This is a genomic window from Bacillus capparidis, from assembly GCF_017832095.1.
GTDB lineage: Bacteria > Bacillota > Bacilli > Bacillales > Bacillaceae > Bacillus > Bacillus gobiensis.
On the sequence record NZ_JAFDST010000004.1, the window covers coordinates 119,098 to 137,141 of the forward strand.

The 18,044-nt window shown below is 38.5% G+C and carries 16 protein-coding genes and 4 pseudogenes; 9 read left to right on the plus strand and 11 right to left on the minus strand.

Features of this window, described 5'->3' with window-relative positions; genetic code table 11:
• Nucleotides 1-176 precede the first annotated feature (176 nt).
• Both map and JOC74_RS16275 read left to right on the plus strand, forming a co-directional pair.
• Nucleotides 177-926 carry a type I methionyl aminopeptidase gene (gene map / locus JOC74_RS16270; protein ID WP_053605918.1) on the plus strand — a complete coding sequence of 250 codons (750 nt, stop codon included), beginning with the start codon at nucleotides 177-179 and terminating at the stop codon, nucleotides 924-926.
• Nucleotides 927-1,091: 165 nt separating this feature from the next.
• Complete coding sequence (locus JOC74_RS16275) at nucleotides 1,092-1,220, plus strand: DUF2639 domain-containing protein (RefSeq protein WP_082364314.1); 129 nt, start codon at nucleotides 1,092-1,094, stop codon at nucleotides 1,218-1,220.
• A gap of 54 nt (nucleotides 1,221-1,274) precedes the next feature.
• Here JOC74_RS16275 and JOC74_RS16280 read toward each other — a convergent pair whose 3' ends face one another.
• Entirely contained in the window at nucleotides 1,275-1,928 is a 654-nt protein-coding gene (locus JOC74_RS16280; RefSeq protein WP_211086226.1) for an MOSC domain-containing protein, read from the minus strand.
• 110 nt (nucleotides 1,929-2,038) lie between these two features.
• Here JOC74_RS16280 and JOC74_RS16285 point away from each other — a divergent pair, with 110 nt between their 5' ends.
• On the plus strand, nucleotides 2,039-2,311 hold the full coding sequence (locus JOC74_RS16285; RefSeq protein ID WP_053605916.1) for an acylphosphatase: 273 nt from the start codon (nucleotides 2,039-2,041) through the stop codon (nucleotides 2,309-2,311).
• Nucleotides 2,312-2,387: 76 nt separating this feature from the next.
• Here the strand turns inward: JOC74_RS16285 and JOC74_RS16290 are convergent, their stop codons facing one another.
• The gene (locus JOC74_RS16290; RefSeq protein ID WP_053605915.1) at nucleotides 2,388-3,452 is read right to left on the minus strand and encodes a nitric oxide synthase oxygenase; all 1,065 of its coding nucleotides are present in this window, start codon (nucleotides 3,450-3,452) and stop codon (nucleotides 2,388-2,390) included.
• A 102-nt stretch (nucleotides 3,453-3,554) separates the two neighbouring features.
• Here JOC74_RS16290 and JOC74_RS16295 point away from each other — a divergent pair, with 102 nt between their 5' ends.
• The gene (locus JOC74_RS16295; RefSeq protein ID WP_053605914.1) at nucleotides 3,555-4,169 is read left to right on the plus strand and encodes an SGNH/GDSL hydrolase family protein; all 615 of its coding nucleotides are present in this window, start codon (nucleotides 3,555-3,557) and stop codon (nucleotides 4,167-4,169) included.
• 133 nt (nucleotides 4,170-4,302) lie between these two features.
• Here the strand turns inward: JOC74_RS16295 and JOC74_RS16300 are convergent, their stop codons facing one another.
• Nucleotides 4,303-4,932, minus strand: a complete 630-nt coding sequence (locus tag JOC74_RS16300; protein WP_053605913.1) for a homoserine/threonine efflux transporter — start codon at nucleotides 4,930-4,932, stop codon at nucleotides 4,303-4,305.
• A gap of 141 nt (nucleotides 4,933-5,073) precedes the next feature.
• On the opposite strand from JOC74_RS16300, the gene JOC74_RS16305 reads away from it, so the two are divergent.
• A complete protein-coding gene (locus JOC74_RS16305; RefSeq protein WP_211086227.1) occupies nucleotides 5,074-5,901 on the plus strand; it encodes a TrmB family transcriptional regulator in 828 nt (275 codons plus the stop codon).
• A 49-nt stretch (nucleotides 5,902-5,950) separates the two neighbouring features.
• On the opposite strand, the pseudogene JOC74_RS16310 reads toward JOC74_RS16305, so the two are convergent.
• From JOC74_RS16310 to JOC74_RS16345, 8 genes and pseudogenes are all read right to left on the minus strand, one after another.
• Nucleotides 5,951-6,180: pseudogene (locus tag JOC74_RS16310) on the minus strand (IS256 family transposase); the annotation flags it as partial.
• Between the two features lie 235 nt (nucleotides 6,181-6,415).
• Nucleotides 6,416-7,444 carry a spore photoproduct lyase gene (gene splB / locus JOC74_RS16315; RefSeq protein ID WP_053605911.1) on the minus strand — a complete coding sequence of 343 codons (1,029 nt, stop codon included), beginning with the start codon at nucleotides 7,442-7,444 and terminating at the stop codon, nucleotides 6,416-6,418.
• A 17-nt stretch (nucleotides 7,445-7,461) separates the two neighbouring features.
• Entirely contained in the window at nucleotides 7,462-7,707 is a 246-nt protein-coding gene (locus JOC74_RS16320) for a transcriptional regulator SplA domain-containing protein (RefSeq protein ID WP_053605910.1), read from the minus strand.
• A 137-nt stretch (nucleotides 7,708-7,844) separates the two neighbouring features.
• Nucleotides 7,845-10,093 (minus strand): annotated as a pseudogene (helD, locus tag JOC74_RS16325) (RNA polymerase recycling motor HelD).
• Between the two features lie 177 nt (nucleotides 10,094-10,270).
• Nucleotides 10,271-11,911, minus strand: coding sequence for a M14 family metallopeptidase (locus tag JOC74_RS16330; protein WP_053605909.1), 1,641 nt, complete (start codon nucleotides 11,909-11,911; stop codon nucleotides 10,271-10,273).
• A 181-nt stretch (nucleotides 11,912-12,092) separates the two neighbouring features.
• Nucleotides 12,093-12,440 (minus strand): YflT domain-containing protein, encoded by a 348-nt coding sequence (locus JOC74_RS16335; RefSeq protein WP_053605908.1) that lies wholly within the window; start codon nucleotides 12,438-12,440, stop codon nucleotides 12,093-12,095.
• Nucleotides 12,441-12,557: 117 nt separating this feature from the next.
• Entirely contained in the window at nucleotides 12,558-12,908 is a 351-nt protein-coding gene (locus tag JOC74_RS16340) for a VOC family protein (RefSeq protein ID WP_053605907.1), read from the minus strand.
• A gap of 589 nt (nucleotides 12,909-13,497) precedes the next feature.
• Nucleotides 13,498-13,674, minus strand: a pseudogene (locus JOC74_RS16345) (KGG domain-containing protein); the annotation flags it as partial.
• A 370-nt stretch (nucleotides 13,675-14,044) separates the two neighbouring features.
• Between JOC74_RS16345 and JOC74_RS16350 the strand changes: the two are divergent.
• From JOC74_RS16350 to JOC74_RS23650, 4 genes and pseudogenes are all read left to right on the plus strand, one after another.
• Nucleotides 14,045-14,893, plus strand: a complete 849-nt coding sequence (locus tag JOC74_RS16350) for an MBL fold metallo-hydrolase (RefSeq protein ID WP_053606227.1) — start codon at nucleotides 14,045-14,047, stop codon at nucleotides 14,891-14,893.
• A 447-nt stretch (nucleotides 14,894-15,340) separates the two neighbouring features.
• Nucleotides 15,341-16,600 carry a bacillibactin exporter BcbE gene (bcbE, locus tag JOC74_RS16355; protein ID WP_053605905.1) on the plus strand — a complete coding sequence of 420 codons (1,260 nt, stop codon included), beginning with the start codon at nucleotides 15,341-15,343 and terminating at the stop codon, nucleotides 16,598-16,600.
• 169 nt (nucleotides 16,601-16,769) lie between these two features.
• Nucleotides 16,770-17,267: a spore coat protein gene (locus JOC74_RS16360; protein ID WP_053605904.1), complete on the plus strand. Its 498-nt coding sequence runs from the start codon at nucleotides 16,770-16,772 to the stop codon at nucleotides 17,265-17,267.
• Between the two features lie 372 nt (nucleotides 17,268-17,639).
• Nucleotides 17,640-17,982: pseudogene (locus JOC74_RS23650) on the plus strand (VOC family protein); the annotation flags it as partial.
• Nucleotides 17,983-18,044 lie beyond the last annotated feature (62 nt).

The following is an 18,044-nucleotide window of genomic DNA, read 5'->3' on the forward strand; positions in this document are numbered from 1 at the left end:
ATATATCACAAAGGTGTCTAGTGATATAGACCAGTTTTCATAGACAAACACTTAATTTTTTCAATTTTCATATAAAGAAAGAGGTGATAATAAATACTGAGCATTTCCAATTCGGCCATTCCGTATGGTAAGCTTATTTAAAAGAAAATTTACGATAAAGAAAGCGGGATCGAAACGTGATAGTAAGAAATGATGAAGAACTAGAAGGATTAAAAAAAATAGGAAAAATCGTAGCCTTGGCCAGGGAAGAAATGAAGAGCAAAGCTGTGCCGGGCATGACAACTCTAGAATTAGATTTAATCGGAAAAAAGGTTCTTGAGGAACACGGAGCCGTTTCAGCACCGATTAAAGAATATGATTTCCCAGGAAACACCTGCATCAGCTTGAATCAAGAGGTGGCGCATGGGATTCCAAGCAGCAAGACCATTTTAAAAACAGGGGATTTAATTAATATTGATATTTCTGCTGCCTTGGATGGCTATTATGCAGACACTGGCATTTCTTTTGTATTGGGTGAAGAAAACGAACAATTGCAAAAGCTATGTCTTGCCGCCAAAGCTGTATTTGATAAAGGCCTGCTTCAAGCAAGGGCAGGGAAACGCCTTAATCAAATTGGCAGAGCCGTTTTTAATGAAGCCAGGTCACAGGGCTTCACCGTTATAAAAAATCTGACCGGGCACGGAATCGGCACTAGCCTTCATGAGCCGCCGAATCACATTATGAATTACTACGATCCTTTTGACAATGAACTACTGAAAGACGGAATGGTCATTGCATTTGAGCCATTCGTTTCAACAGGAGCCGAACACATTGTCGAGGGCGGCGACGGCTGGACATTTAAAACCCCCGATGGAAGCTTAGTAGCGCAAATCGAACATACCATTGTCATTACAAAAAATGAACCGATTATTTTAACAGAGCTTTAGAAGAAATTTCTTTCTGCTTTCCGGGTAAATATAGGTCAAAAGTCTCAGTTTTAAAAAATCACCACTCATCCCTTTTCATACATTTTTTATAGATGTTACAATGCCCCCATGCCAAAAATCATGATGTCTATTATCATGCAATTTTTTGTAAAGGAGTGTTGTTTCATGCATTACGGAAGCAAAGGCTGGTATGTGGAAGAACTAAGAAAAATCGGAGTCTCCTCATTCGAAGGCAGAAAAACTCAAAGCTTCAAAAAATATTTTTTAGCTCGCCTTCTAGAGCAAAAAAAATAAATTATTGATATAACTCCTTTCAGCAAAGAATGAGTGCTGAAAGGAGTTTTTGCTTTAAAGGCTGGCTGCCATTTTTTCAAAAGAAGCTCTCCAGCTTTCAGATAGTGCATCCACTTTAAGGACCTTTTCAATTCCTTCTCGATTCTCTTTATCATGATATTTGATATGATTGGCAAAATGAACGGAAATTTGACTGGGATCTCTGGAAATTCGCTTAAGGACAGAAGCAGGAGTAACCTTGCCTTCATTGAGTACGCGAAAATAAAAGCCAGTAAAACCAGACATCTGGACCTTTAACGGCATATCCTTTACGTCATACTTTTTTGCCAGCTTAAAACACGGCTGACGAGGCTGGCTAATTTGTACAACAGCTTCCCCGAGAGCAAATACGTCCCCGATATATACGTCTTTTTCAGTTAAACCTTCGACCGTCAGATTCTCGCCAAATGCAGAACCTTCAAGTGTTTTGTTTAATTGAGATTCCCAGTATGGATAGTGATCATACGGATAAACACATACTGCTTTATCTTGGCCCCCATGATAAACAAGATCCGCTTGTCTGTCTCCTTCAAAATTAACCTCTGATAAAAACACGGGCTGATCAACACGATGTTTATAAATGCTTGTCTCAATCTGTTTTCCATTAAATTCGTAGGTCTTCGGTTTTCCGACATGAATAGAGTGAATACGAAACGACTCATTTTCCATGTGACAGTACCTCCTTCTCTCGTATGCTCATATTCTATCCAATCCCGCTAAATTTTGTCTATCACCCTGGCGTTGTGATAGTATGAAAGTAAAATTAAGAGGTGTTTTCTATGCTTCAATACCATATCGTTGTAGAAGGTCGCGTACAGGGTGTCGGGTTTCGCTATTTTGTCCAGAGTGAAGCAGAGAAAAACAAGCTGACCGGTTGGGTAAAGAACCGCATGGACGGAGCCGTTGAAATTTTAGCGGAAGGACCTGAAGAAAGCCTTGCTGACTTTGTTGAATCCGTTCAGAAGGGCAATCGATTTTCACGCGTTAGAAATGTAACAGTAGAAGAAGCAGCAGCAACAGAATCATACAAAAATTTCGCAATTGCTTATTGAAGGTGATTGGCAGGCTTACATGCCCCTGTTGATGTCTTCTTTTTTCAGGTTACAGGGCGCGCTGGCTATTGTACAGCTACGGAGACTTTAAAAAGTTCGGTGACAACCGGGTGTTGTCATACGACTTATGAAATACGTGAGTCGTTGACGGAGAAAGCGGCGGGATCAGCCACTTCCAATCTCCTGTAACTTTTCTGTTGTTTGCTGCTTCCGTTTTTTCGAATGTATGGAATTGGGCATCTGCTGTATGATGATCAACGATACTCACTCCTTCTTTTCGATAGGAATGGAGAACGGCTGCTGTTAATTCAACGAGGGCCCGATCCTTCCAAAGCGTGCTGTTTCTTTGTGTATTCAGTCCTATAGCGGCTGCTGTTTTTTTCAACAGGTTATAACGTTTTTCATCAGCCAGATTACTGACCCCGATCTCCGTGCCCATGTACCAGCCGTTGAACGGAGCAGCCTGGTAGTGAATACCCCCAATTTCGAGAATCATATCGGAAATGATAGGAACGGCATACCATTTCAAATTCAATTTGTTAATTGCTTTGTAGTCTGGATGGCTAATCGGAATTTCCTTTACCAGCTCATTAGGAATTTGATGCCACACAGGAGGAGCGTTTCCAATCTGAAAAACGAGCGGCAGTACGTCAAAATTCGTTCCTTCGCCTTTCCAGCCCATCTCTTCGCACTTTTTCGTTAATTCAATCGCAGCGGGATCTCCGATGATTCCATTTGATGTTTCATATCCCGCATATCGGATAAGCTGGTGGTTGTATATTATTATATTGGTCTCGTTAAACACAGAAATGACCGGGCGGATCCTACCGTTATTTGTTGCATACTCAATATGGAATAACAAACTCTTTAGAACCTCTTCTTCCGTTCGGTCCTCGCGCCGGTCAAATACTTGGAGGGAAGCCCAAAATAATCTTCCTATGCAGCGGTTGCTGTTTCGCCAAGCCATTTTCGCACCATGATCGAGCTCTTCTTTCGTATGTACATAGCTTCCGCTAGATTGAATATCCATTTTTATGCTTTCGATTCTGCTCTTCGTTTCATGTGGAGTTTTTTCTAATTCTTGATAGCACGTCTTTATAAATGCAGATGCTGCTTCTAGCAATTTATTTTTTCTATCCACTTGCTTTCGCTCCTCGTTGAAATTTTTTCAGAAATACATTAGGATGTACTCTCTTTTTTCTGTATAATGAGTAGGTATAATGCTTTCATAAGGAGTGCTTGTATGTTTAGTGTTGGAGATAAGGTGTTATTTATCGGTGACAGCATTACAGAAAGCGGTAAATTCGGAGATCCTGAAGGAATCGGGAATGGATATGTAAGCATTATTAATATGTATGTCAAAGAACATTATGAAGATGTAACAATTTTAAATAAAGGCATCGGAGGAAACCGTGTAACTGATTTGGAGAGGCGCTGGGAACGGGATGTTTTGCAGGAAAATCCAGATTGGCTTTCCATTTCGATCGGGATCAACGATGTGTGGAGACAGATCGACAACCCGAAGGCAGAACAAATTTATCCGTATATGTTTGAAGAAATCTACGGAAGGCTGTTAATTGCAACAAAGCGGCGTTTGACCAATACGAAAATCATTTTAATGGAGCCTACTATTATCAAGGAAGATATTAATAGCAAGGGCAATAAGCTGCTTTTGTCTTATGTTGAAATTGTCCAAAGCCTTGCAAGACAGCACGAAGCTACCCTTGTGCCTGCTCATCGCATTTTTTTAAAGGAACTACAAAAAGAAAAGCCGCAAAAGCTTACGTCAGACGGAGTTCATATGAATGAAGCTGGCAATAAGCTTCTTGCAGACTGCTGGATTCAAGCGGTTTTATAGAATACTTTTCGCAAAATAGAAGTTTTTTAAAAATGATAACAATAAATGACCCCGGAATTGTACCGGGGTCATTTTAATTGAAGAGGAAATTTTAAAAAAGGAGAGAATCAATTAGGTGTGTTAGTAAATGAATTTAAATTCCTGTTTTTATGCCAAAACCTACCAAAATTAAGCCAGTTGATTTTTGGAATGCCTTCTGGAATTTGGAGTTGTTCAACCATTTTTTTGCGTATTCAATTAGAGAAACAAGAAATAGAAACCACAATACAGCGAGTAAGGTTAGGATGAAGGCTAATACAATCAATTGCTGGTTTACATTTCCGTTCAAAATGATAAATTGCGGCATGATTGTTATATAAACTAAAACAGTCTTTGGATTAAGAATATTACTAAGTAACCCTTGCATAAAGGAACTTTTATTATGCCGATTTGAATACTTCGTAGGTGTATTTGCTTGAGCTTGAATTTCTTTTAAAGAAAACACGCTTTTAGCAAAAAAACTTTTTATCCCTAAATAAATTAAGTAGGCAGCTCCCAAATATTTGATAATGCTGAAAAGAATGACTGACTTTGCAATGACAACAGATAAGCCGAGGATCGCAATCAGTGTCCAAAACGAAAGTCCCGTTACCATTCCAAGAACCGTATAGCGTCCAGCTTTTGGACCATAGCTGAGCGTGTTTTTCACCAGGAGCATTGTATCTGCTCCTGGTATAATAACCATCATTGCAGCTATTGAAATGTATGTTAGTAAGTTATCCATACTATTTCTCCCTTCCCCTATTAATAGTGACTACTAAGGTAACTACTTGTGTAAGTATATCAGCTGATCTTAGAAAAAATCAACAGATTTTGCTAAAATATTAATTACAAAGGTAGCGACTAAAGTTGTGTTGGAGGATTTATGAAAGATAACATTTTAGAAACATTAAAAAATCTAAATTTTACCGAATATGAAGCGAAAGCATATCTTACCTTATTGGAAGAATCGCCATTAACCGGTTATGCAGTAGCAAAAAATTCCGGTGTACCACGTTCAAGAATATATGAAGTTTTGGACAGTCTCGCCATGCGCGGAGATATTCTCGTAAGTCCTGGAAACACACCACAGTATACTCCTGTTCCTGCAAAGGAGCTAATTAAAAACCGTCGAATGAAAGCAGAAGAGAATTTTGAACTGGCAGAACAATCATTAGCGGAGTTTGAACGTTCTGCAAATGACCGTGAAAATATCTGGAATATCACGGGACGCAATGAAATACTCGATAAGGTAAAAACTTGTATATCATCTGCTAAAAAAAGAATTCTCTTAGAGATTTGGAAAGACGAATTCGAGGAATTGGAGTCTGAACTAAGACAGGCAGCAAATAGAGGAGTCAATGTAACAATTATTGCTTATGGGGAAATCACCTCTGATTTTGCTAATGTTTACCTTCATTATATGGGTCATGAAATTACAGAAGAGTATGGTGGACGATGGCTTGTTATTAGTGGGGATGACTCAGAAGTAGTAGCAGGTATTGTCTCGCTGGGGAAAGATAGCCGTGCAGCATGGACAATGCATGTAGGTTTAGTAATGCCAATTACAGAAGTCATGATTCACGATTTGTATCTCATGGAAATTATGGAGAAACATAGAGAACTTTTAGAAGAAAGTTTTGGGGAAAACCTCATCAATTTACGTCGCAAATTTTCTATCCACCCAGATTTTAAAAAACATTATGTAAAATAGATTTGTACTATTTTTGTCGAGTTTGTCAAATAAAGTGTGTAAGTAAAACTTACTCAAGATACTTTAAAACCCTATTTTTTAACTTATCATGTAGAAGAAGCTGGTTCATAACTATTGCCCAATTTTGGATATGGCGCCTTCCCATTTTAATTCCAGTTCTTGTATACGCAAATATAATCAGAGCGTTCTCGTTGGGGAATGCTCCTTTTTTAGTTACTTTTCTGAAGCTCGGGAATGGATGCTTTCCACTGCGTTGGTCGTGTACATGACTTTACGAATGGCGCTGCTCTAATCAGAAAGTTAATTTTCCAGAATTCGATTCCTACAGATTTTCGATCTCGTTTTGATTTAGCCAGAGTGTAAACCTCCCCATTCATTTGTTTCCACTCTACCAATAAAAAAAATAAACTGGGAAGCAAGTGCCGTACGCTCTCTCACTTACACAGTTTAGTTTACACTCTCAAAAAGCAGTTGGCTCTGGTGTTTAATCTCTAACAAGCCGCCTGCTTTCATGTTATGTGAAATATTCTAATTTCGCATTAGGAAAAAATTTCTTCATATAGGAGTAAAGATGCTGTTTAATATCCTCTTCTTCCTCTTTCTGATAAATGTATTTACCAATTCCATATTTGCCCCATTTATATCTTCTGGCTGATTCATCTAATTCTAATTTGGTCATTGGATAGTTTTTTTCAATCACTCGTTTGGCAGGCTTTGTGAACCGATGCTGAATGAATTCAAATGTTATGTCATTCCTTGTTTCAATCGGCAATTCCGCATCAAGGCGCTCAAACATTTGATAGTAGCCGTCCTCCCATCCTTCATGCAGGTAGATAGGGGCTACAATAAACCCAAGCGGATACCCGGCGTTTGCTACTTTTTTTGCTGCTTCAATTCGTTTCGTAAGTGGAGATGTTCCTGGTTCAAAGTTTTTAATGATATACTCGGCGTTAATGCTGAATCGAAATCTCGTTTTTCCGTTATGCTTAGCATCAAGTAAATGGTCGACGTGATGAAATTTCGTGACAAACCGGAGCTTCCCGTATTCCGATTCTCCGAAATGTTCGATTGCTCGTTTTAACGTGTGTGTTAAGTGGTCTATTCCGACAATATCAGAGGTACAAGCTGCTTCAAATCTTGTGATTTCAGGCACTCGTTCTTCCATATAATGATTAGCAGCGTCTAGAATTTCATCAACATTCACATATGTACGGATATACGGCTTATTTCCCATCGTTGTTTGCAAATAACAATAATGACAATGCCCCATACAGCCTGTTGCAAAAGGAATCGCATATTCAGCAGAGGGCTTTGACGTATCAAATTTGAGCGTTTTTCTTATACCGACTACAAGTGTTGACTTAGCGATCCGATATTTCTGAAAATCGCTCTCTCCTGGAAGATTTCTCACTTGGTTGTGAGAGGTTGTATAGCGAATTTCAACATCCATTTTTTCAAATTTTTCTTTGAGCATTTTTCCTAACGGATAATCCAGCGCGTTCGGTTCGAAATATACAAGTTGAGGCGTAAATGGTTTGATCATTAAACATCCACCTTTTTTTAAAAGTGACCAAAATATTGTTGATAGGCTTGTTCAGCCTCAACTTCGCTGGCATACACAGCAATGTCATCTGTCAAAGGATAGTATGTATCATACAGAAACAGAGCTAGTTCTGTAGGATCCTCAGGGTTATTTACGACTGCAGCCTCCTGTATATTTGCTACGTCCTGAGTATGCGGGTTTCGATAAAAAACATAAACAATATCACCGGCAGCATAAGGATTATACTCGTTATGTACCACCATTATCATCACCTTCCTATCCTTTTCGTTATTATTTTTCCTATCGTTTAAAATTATGATTACATCATTTTGGAAGCACAGATTAAAAAAACCCGAATATAGAGCACTTTCTCTTTTGTGCTCTATATTCGGGTTATCGTTTATTGCGGAAGAAAACGACTTGGCTCCCCTGCGCTGAAAAGTTCCAGCTCATGCATCGCCCTTGTACAAGCTGTATAAAGCAGACGGGAATCATACCAGCTGGAATAGCTTTGATCAGATGCGTTATAAATAACGACCGCATCGAACTCAATCCCTTTTGCCAGGTACACTGGAATGACGATGATTCCTTTTTCAAAAGCGGTTTTTTCATTGTCAATTAATTTTAGATCAATAAACGGTTTAAGCTCTGAAAATGCTTTTTGGCTATCCTGTGCGGACTTACAAATAACAGCAATGCTCGTATGTTTTTTATTCATCCGGGTAAGCGTATCTGCGATCGATTTGATCATTTGTTCGTTTGATTCAAAAACGGTGACCACAGGTTCTTTCCCTGAACGATTAAACGGCTTGATCTCAAATTCCCCTTTGATAATTCGACTCGTAAACTTTGTAATTTCCTTCGTGGAACGATACGTTTTTTTCAGCGTTAATCTTTCTGCTTGTTTAAAATTAAATAATTCACCTGCAAGCAATGAGTCTCTTTTTATGCTGTGAGCGAAGACAGTTTGATTGAAATCGCCAAGAACCGTCCACTTACTTGAAGGAAACAGCTGTCTGAGATAAGCGAGCTGAAAGGCTGAATAATCCTGAGCCTCGTCAATAAACAAGTGGCGAATGGCGGTATTCTTCTTTGAACCCTTTAGTAAATCATTTAAATATAGATAAGGTGTCGTATCTTCATAATACAATTTGTTCTTTTTAAGATTTTCGACCGTAATTGCACCGATTTCAGTCTTTTCCTGTTCAAAAAACTGGATGTAAATCGATTTGATGTCAAGAAACCGTAACAGCCTGATCGCTTTTCGAATCGGTTTAAAATACTGGCCAACCACTTGCTTTGCCATCAGACGCTCCTCTGCCTTGGCAAATTCAAATGAGTCTTCATCGTACCCTTTTTCCTGCAATTTCTTGTAAACGTTCAGGTAATCTTCCTTTGATAGTAGAGCGATTTCATCGATGACCCAATTTCTTTCTCTTTCCTTCAATTCTTCTTTTTTCACTTTTTTCAAAAGCCATTCGGAGGTTAATGTGATACGATTCGGTATTGAAATATTTTTGTCTAATGAGTAAAAGTAGGAGCCGATCTCTTCAGAAGAAATAAGAACAGCGCCTCTGAATGAAATATTACGGAAGATCATCCCTGATTCTGAAAGTTGCTTGATGTATTGATCAAGATGTGAAATGAATTCGTTACTTGCCTTGTACTCAATGGCCGCTCTTCTTGTGCGATAATTGTTATCCCCTTCAGCGGTAATCATATATTCTGTTTGCTCAAATGGCCCTTCAAGGTCGAATTCACGGCCGAGCCTCTTGTTGGTATATTCCTGAAAGGTCGTTTGCTCCATATTTTCCTCGCCGAGCTCCGGAAGCACGGTCGACACATAGCTGTTAAATAAAAAATTGGGTGAAAAAAGCATGATGTTTTCCGATTGGATTTCTCCTCTGTACCTGTACAGCAAATAAGCTACCCGTTGAAGGGCAGCAGAGGTTTTCCCGCTTCCTGCAGCACCCTGGACAATCAATAAATCTGCTTTCTCATTACGGATAATTTCGTTTTGCTCCCGTTGGATGGTAGACACGATACTCTTCATTTTTTCATCCGCGCGTGAAGCAATGCATCGCCGATTGTCACTTCTGCATCAAACATGGATTGAAGCTTCCCGTTTTTAATGACGTATTGCCTTTTCAAGAGCATTTCTCCGGTTATCGTTTCCTTTGGAGCTGTATACATCGCTTTTCCCGGCGAGTAATTATAATAAAGACTGGAGATTGGAGCCCTCCAATCGTAAATGATAAAGTTTTCATCCTTTTCATCCATCACGGAATGGATTCCTATATAAATCACGTCTTTTGACTGGTCACCGTCTTCGAGAAAGTCGACACGTCCGAAATAAGGCGTTCGCTTCACCCGATCCAGTGCTTTCAATTCGTTCTCAATTTGCTTATGGCTTCTTTCTCTTTCCGAAAGGAATTCCGTTTGCTGCTTGACGCTGGTCATCGTTTCTAATGCTTCCTCTGCATCCTCAAAATTCAGCGTCACATCATCCCAAAAGGTTTTTTTGATGCCTAAAACATCTTCCTTTAATGTGCCAGCTCTTTCGTTCAGATCCAATCCTTTTCCCTCAATGACGCGCAATACTTCGTTTAAATAGCTTTGTTCCTCCTGCCAGCCCTTTTGATTGTCCATAAAAACCTTCCTTTCAAAAAAGTGTTGACACCATAATAATTATGCGCTATACTTATAATAGATAATTATAAGTATTTTTACCACCGGTATATGAATCAATATATAATATTACAGTATGCGTAAATGAAATGCAATAGAAAAAATCCTCCTCAATATTTTTGATGGAGGATTTTTTGGTTATTCGTTGATGTTCAATGCTTTCCTGTCGAGTACAAATCGATAAACTGGCAAGGTTTGTCCTGCTTCAGATGGGATGAATCCCGTACTGACGTAGCTGTCAATGGATTCAGGCTCCAATGAAATCGACAGCAATCCGTTTTGCTGCTGGGAAGTAAAATAGATCTTCGTTCCCTTTGGAAATTCCCTCTGTTCATTAACAAGCTCTGTCGCTATATTGATCACTGGCCGGCCTTCTGTTATACCGTCTTGTTCTTTTGAAGTGACTTGAAATGCTTCAACAGGCAATTTCATTTTCTTATGAAGAGTATAGCCTTTTACTCCTTGGACAGCCAGCTTTTCTTCAACTTCCTCATGTCCAGGCAGAACGAGATAAGCCGTTGGTCTTTTTCTTGTTAATGTTGCTTTTGCATCTGTGGCGCTATAGTATTGGACAGGTGCATCAATGACATGTCCTTCAGCAATATCAACCAATTTTAATGTGTCTTCCTTTGGATCGGCAAACTCGCTTTTGATCACCACATCATCTTGATCATTAGGATTAAGACCTTTAGCTATCAGATTAAATCGTTCATAAGTGACCAGCTTTTTGATTTGATCAGCATGCTCGGCAGTCAGATTAAGAATTTCTTCATGAGTCGTTACTTGTGCTCCAACCCTGCGGGCAAAGTTCTCACGGCCAATGCCGATCCCTCTGCTTTCTACTAAAAAAGAGAGCGCAGGCTGCAGCCCGATGGCATTTCGCCCAATTCTGGCTTCTGTTCCGCCTTCGTAAATATTGATTGCTCCATTTTCGTCTGAACCGCTCGTCGTATAATACGGATCACTGGAAAATCCTTCGTCTTTCAGCTTTTCCATTACAGAATGAATATATAAATCATCTGACGTGCTGCGAATTTTTTCAGGAATGTTTAAATTTTTCCCCGAGAGAATTAGCAGATCATGATATTTCAAAGCACCTTCTGAACCAATTTCTGCAAAAGAATTCTCACCAATGCTATATTCATGGGCATCAATGACAACCTCTGGAGAATATCTATTAAATTCTCTGTGGACGGCCTGTACCTCTGCCGAATCAAGCTTGACATGGTCCCGGTTTCCATCGAGCCCGCTTGCAAGCCTCCTGTTAAACGCATAGGATCCATCAGGGTTTATTCTCGGAACGATAATGACATTGATTTTATCTAGAATGTTTTCTCCGTAGTCACCGGCAAGCTTTTCAGCTATCGCAAGCGCTGATTCTCCACTCGCCGGTTCATTTCCGTGAATCTGGGCTTGAAGCCAAACAAGCGGTTTATTCGATATCGAGTGGATCCTCTTGTCTTTTGTAAAATAAAGAGCTGGTATGTCTCTGTTTTCAAGTGATGCGCCGATATTTTTAATCGATACATACGGACTTTTATCTGCAATGGTATGTAAGTACTCTATCATTTCTTCCTGTGTCGTAAATTCATCGCCTTCTTTAACGAAAGCAGGAGTTTGAAATGTTTCTTTCGGATCAGGGTAAAGCTTTAATACCTGTTCAGGCTGGGAATAGTTTTTTCCATAATACGGCGTTTCAGCTTGGACTGTTTGAGAGATTCCTATTCCACTAAATAAAAGGGATGCAGCTGCTATAAATTCAATTTTCTTCGTTTTCACTTGCTCACCACTCTCCTCTCTCTCTATCTATTTCATTATAAAGAAAGTGAGAATAGATTTGTCTCCTTTTTTCAAAAACGAAACTATTGGTATACGAAAACATAGAATTGATAGACCAATAGTCAATATGATTCATTGCATTAAAAAAGCTTCCCCTTTAAAGAGGAAGCTTTATCTGTTATTAAGACCACAGACTTGCTTTTTCATTATCCGTAACAAACAACAGCAGTTTACCTTCATCTAGCCTTTCTTCAAAGCTAGCTGATTCCGCTTCGGAAAATCCAATATCATACATTTTATTACGAAGTTCATCGCCTTTTTTGCTAAAAATGTTGCCGACTGCATCGGCCAGCCCTGTTTCAGCAGCGCCAATCGTATTGGCATTCGCATGTGTAGCAACTCTATTCGTTCTGTCATCATCATGGGAGAGAACATAGATATCCTCCCTATTGACTCCTAAGCGCTTTAATTCTTCAACATCCTGAATAAGCTTTTCGTCATTTGTATATTCTCTTACTACGGGTTTCATAATCTATTCCTCCTTGTTTATGATTCTACTTTTTGTTTACCCGCGATTTTTATGAATAAACATTTGGCTGCTTTTTCAGGAGAAATAAAGAGACTGCATGCGGCAGCTTCTTATCGCTTAACACTTACAAACCATTAAATGGTTCCCGTCCGGATCTTTAAAATTAAACCAATGGTCATGCTCGATACTAGATGCTAATTCAACCTGTTTATTCTTCATATATTGATAGGCTTCCTTGATATCGTTTGTGTTTAAATGAAAGAGAGGCTTTTTAAACACCACATCCTCTGAAAAAATCTTGCTGTCCAATACGATACTTGTTCCAACCATGGGCAGAACATACAAGTGGCCATGGAGAATATCACCATCTTCAGGCAAGCCAAGAATGTCACAATACCAGCTTCTCGCTTTTTCAATATCACGTACAGGGATAAACACTGTGCCGATTTGATTTAAAATTGGGGGCATGATCTCACCTCGAAAATTTGTTTGATAAACCATTCTCTATTTTTCAATCCATTCCTTTTTTCCCAGGCATAGAAAAAAGGCCGTTAAACGGCCTTCATCTTGTTGAGTCTATATACTGTTTCTTTTTTTACCACTTCTTTTTAAAATTTTCATAAATATTGGTGAATAAACGAACAAAGCAATCAATGTTAATATACTCTCGGTTATCGCAATTTTATTCGTATAGGTAAGAACTATTAATAGCTTAAATAAATCGCTAAATAAGTGTATTCATACATTTTTAAATTTTTCGGAAATAACGGCGCTAAATATATATAGCCAGCTTGCCCAAGCAGCATAATAATTAAGACCATTTATATCCCCAACTTTTATATAATAGATTACCATCTATTATAACAAAAAACGGGTATACTCCGAATACATTCCGTTTTTCTTCGTGGAATTTCTTTTCTTTATCCCCAATATCAACGAACTTCATACAATACTGGTCACTTTTCGAAAGCTGGAATAAATCTAGAAATAAAAACTAAACTGTGGAACTCACTTCCACAGTTTAGTTTACACTTTAATTTGCTTTTCTTTATTTGCTACCGCCTTTACGGCCTATTTCCTCATAATGTTCTTTATCGTGGTTCTTGCTTGTTTGCTCTCCGCCTTTTTCTCCAATATCTTGATAGAATTCTTTATCGTGATTCTTACTCGTTTGTTCCCCACCTTTTCTGCCTGCTTCTTCACGACTCATTTTGTTATCATTATTGTTTGCCATTTTTCTTACCTCCTTAATTTTTGTTATATTTTGTTGTTACCACGTATGAATTGAATAAAACATATATAGCCCATTTAAATCTTTAATATTTTTTCATTTTACCTCTTTGTTCATAGTGCTCGCTTTTGTGGCTTCAATGCCCTAACTTTGAAGATCACACTATAAATGCTCTATATGCTTAAGATGGGACTGATATTTAGCTAGTGCAACCTCAGAGACAAAAAATAAAAAGAAATTAACAAAGAAAATGAGCACTCTAATTTTTTCCAACGTGAGGACGATTGTATATAAGTCGTTTTGAAACCGCAATACTATATATTACGGAGAAATACAACGATCGAGGAAGAAGGGAACATTCATGGACAAAAACTTGCAAGATGATATGAGGGACACCATGGAAAATAAATTCATGCCTTTGACCTCCCTCAGAAGTGGTATGGGACAAATTGTAATGCAGGATCTTTATTGTTATACGAATCAGATTGTCAATTTATGTTTTGTGGGAAGTCCTGAAAAACCAAATGAATGGGTTTTAATTGATACAGGAATGCCCGAATCGGTCAACCATATTCTAGATGCTGCAAAAGAGCGATTTGGTGAAAATAACAAGCCGAAAGCGATTATACTGACACATGGACATTTTGATCACGTTGGGGCAGTGGTGGATTTGGTTCAGAAATGGGATATACCCGTGTTTGCTCACGAGGCAGAATTACCCTATCTAACGGAGAAATTAAGTTATCCAGAACCTGATGGATCAGTTGAAGGAGGACTAGTTGCGAAAATATCACCGTTATTTCCGACTGAACCTATCGACTTGGGAAATCATGTAGAGGCTATTCCTTCCGATGGCAGTATTCCATATATGTCTGGTTGGCAATGGATCCATACACCTGGACATTCACCTGGTCACATTTCGCTATTCCGAGAAAAGGACCATTGCCTCATTGCGGGTGATGCTTTTGTTACGGTGAAACAAGAATCGCTTTTCAATGTGTTGACTCAAGAGTTAGAAGTCAGTGGCCCTCCGAGATATTTAACGACAGATTGGGGTGCAGCGAAGAAATCCGTTCAAAAATTAGAAGCATTAAAGCCTGTAATGGCCATTACAGGGCACGGACAACCAGTGTCCGGAGACGAACTTGCAAAAGGACTCGAAAAATTAGTGAAGGAATTTGATCAGATCGCAACCCCAGATTATGGACGATATATTAATTAAAAACACTGACCTTCTAATAACTCGGATCATAAACATTTTGACAAACATAAGTTATGTAGCCTTGTTTAATCTTGAAAAACAAAGAAAACTAATATGAAATGAATGAATTTATGCCACTAGGAGAAGATAACCGGAGGGAACATTAGACAGATACTAATATTGTAAAATAACGGTAAACAAAAAGGTGTTCTTGGGAAGGAGTTCAAGATGTAGATACAAAAACGAGATACAATGACCTCAGGAACGACAACTCAAAACGCATTGAAATGAACGACAGTTATACTTTTGTAAATCTTGAAGACATTCAAGGAAATATAACAGAAAAATATGCGTTACCCACCTTTAGCAACCCATCCTCATGTCAAGGGGTTACTTTTATTTTCTGCAACATCCAAATCGTTATGAATGTTAATTTAGAGTGATTCGAAGTACATATTGGAGGACCATATGGAATCTAAAAAAAGGTTAGATTTAATATCTCTTACATCAATTCCGCTTGTGATGACCCTTGGGAATTCTATGCTTATACCTGTTTTGCCTTTAATTGAAAAAAAACTTAAGATATCATCTTTTCAAGTGTCCATGATTATTACGGTGTATTCCATTGTTGCTATCCTTCTTATTCCTATTGCAGGATACTTATCTGATCGAATCGGACGAAAAAAAGTAATTATTCCCAGTTTAATTATAACAGGCATTGGAGGACTTGTGACTGGATGGGCTGCATGGAAAATAAATGATCCGTACTGGATCATACTGTTAGGACGTCTATTACAAGGCATTGGCTCTGCAGGGGCAGCACCGGTGGTTTTGCCTCTTGTAGGAGATATGTTTAAAAATGAAAAAGAAGTTAGTGCAGGCCTTGGTCTCATTGAAACCAGTAACACATTCGGGAAAGTCATAAGCCCTATTGTAGGAGCTGTATTAGCCTCAGTGATCTGGCACTTGCCGTTTTGGTTTATCCCACTATTTTGTATCGTTTCTATTGTTCTTGTTTTTTTCTTGGTCAAAGTTCCTAAAGCAGATAACAAAAAACCTCCGTTGTTTCATGACTTTGTAGAGTCATTCAAAAAAACCTTTAAATACAACAATAGGTGGCTGGTCGCCATTTTTTCGATTGGTGGAATTATCATGTTTGTCCTCTTCGGTATCTTGTTCTATTTATCCACCACACTCGAGGAAATGTTCGGTATAACCGGTATTCAAAAAGGCTTGGTACTCGCCATACCTTTGTTAGCTTTGTCCATTGCTTCCTATATTGCTGGGAAAAAAATAGGACAGAATAAAACCGTAATGAAATGGCTGACCTTTAGTGGTAGTCTGTTGCTCAGTATCTCTTTACTGAGTGCCATCTTTACCGATGAGATCTATTTTCTTCTAGGCATTCTTTTTATCAGTGGTATTGGGATAGGCACCACCCTGCCTTGTCTGGATGCCTTGATAACGGAAGGAATAGAAAAAGAAGCGAGAGGAACCATTACGTCATTATATAGTTCAATGAGGTTTGTAGGCGTAGCCCTTGGTCCACCAATCTATGCAATCATAATGAAGTCAGATCATAACATGGTTTTTTATATTTCAGCAGCTGCGAGCTTTATTGCCTCGACTTTTGCGTTCTTTGCCATAAAACCTGAAAAAGAGAAAGGTGAGAACATAAAAGAAGAAAATCTAATGGAAAAATCACCATATCGTCTTTCTGATTACTAAAAATTTATACACACGTGGTAATCGTAGTAAATAGAAACAAAGAAGCGAATACTTTACTCGCTCTATGAAATTATTGGTAATAAAGCCCAAATGAAATGAGACAAAGTCCCATAATTCCCCTACTGAATATGTTTATTAAGAATATTTTTAACAGGAGGAACATTGATAAATGGGTAAATCGTATGAATCACCCCAGCACCTCGCCTGGCATGAGACATTGGAAGTTCATGAATTAGTTGCTTTTCAATCGATCGGACTTATGAAATTAAAAACAGCGTATCCTGAAGTGAGCGAACCAGTATTGCAAGATATATACAAACAAGCTATAAATGATTTGAGTAATAACATACGTGAACTTCTTACTTTTTATCCTATGGCGCCCCGCCCTGAAAGAGAAGAAGAGCGTAACGATAATCTACCGTTTTATGCGGGTGATTTGTTGGCTTTATCCAAAACGGCCGTTCGTAATTATTCTATTGCCATCACTGAAACAGCAACACCAGCATTAAAACAGATTTTAACAAAGCAGATAATTGGTGCAATAGATATGCATACAAAAGTTTATCAATACATGTATGAAAGGGGTTATTACCCTTCATACGATTTGAAAAGACTACTCCAAAATGATGTGAATCTGGCTAAAAAAGCTCTTTCTAAACCGTTTTAAACCAGGGTTGAAATTCTAGTACTATTCGCCTTTGGTTAACCGTTATATGTTCGAACGAAAGAACCTATTAATCGAAAAAAGCATCCAATTTAGAAGCTCTTTTTATAAACAATCAATAATGGCTCAACACTGCATTTATCGGATTTAGATAAGTTTGACATCCATCCTCACCAAACCCGTCTAGGTATACAAAATCAACGTTTAAAAAGCTTGGAAAGGCTACCGTTCACATCGATTTATTTGTCCTATGGTAGCCTTTCCATAGGTGTTTCTGTTTCTATAAGTTTATGATACAGAAAAAAATGAGGACAAGATCGAAAGCAAGATTGATAGCAAAAAACACAATAAAACGGCATTGCGACACTATCAATAATGTATTTCATGAAAATGGGACAAGCAAATTTGATTATTTTATATGGACTGGGGCTACCGACACAAGGAATAATTGGCAAAAAAATTCAAGAATAGTGCTGTTGCTTTTTCGACTTACAACGCCCACGAGGCAAAGATCATTTAGACGGTATCAAACCTTATCGAATTTACTATTGGTCACAATGCAGACAGTAAAGAAGAGGTTGATAAGGACTTGGAACAGACAAAAAAGCTGGTGCTATAATAACAGGCCCAGTGAACGATGTCTTTTTGGGCGGATACTCTGGATACTTTCCAAGATCTAGATGGACATTTGTGGGAGGTAGTCTGGAATCCACATTGGGGAGTTTTCAGATTAACTACAATTTCCTTTTTTCGCAGGCATAGAAAAAAGGCCGGTAAATG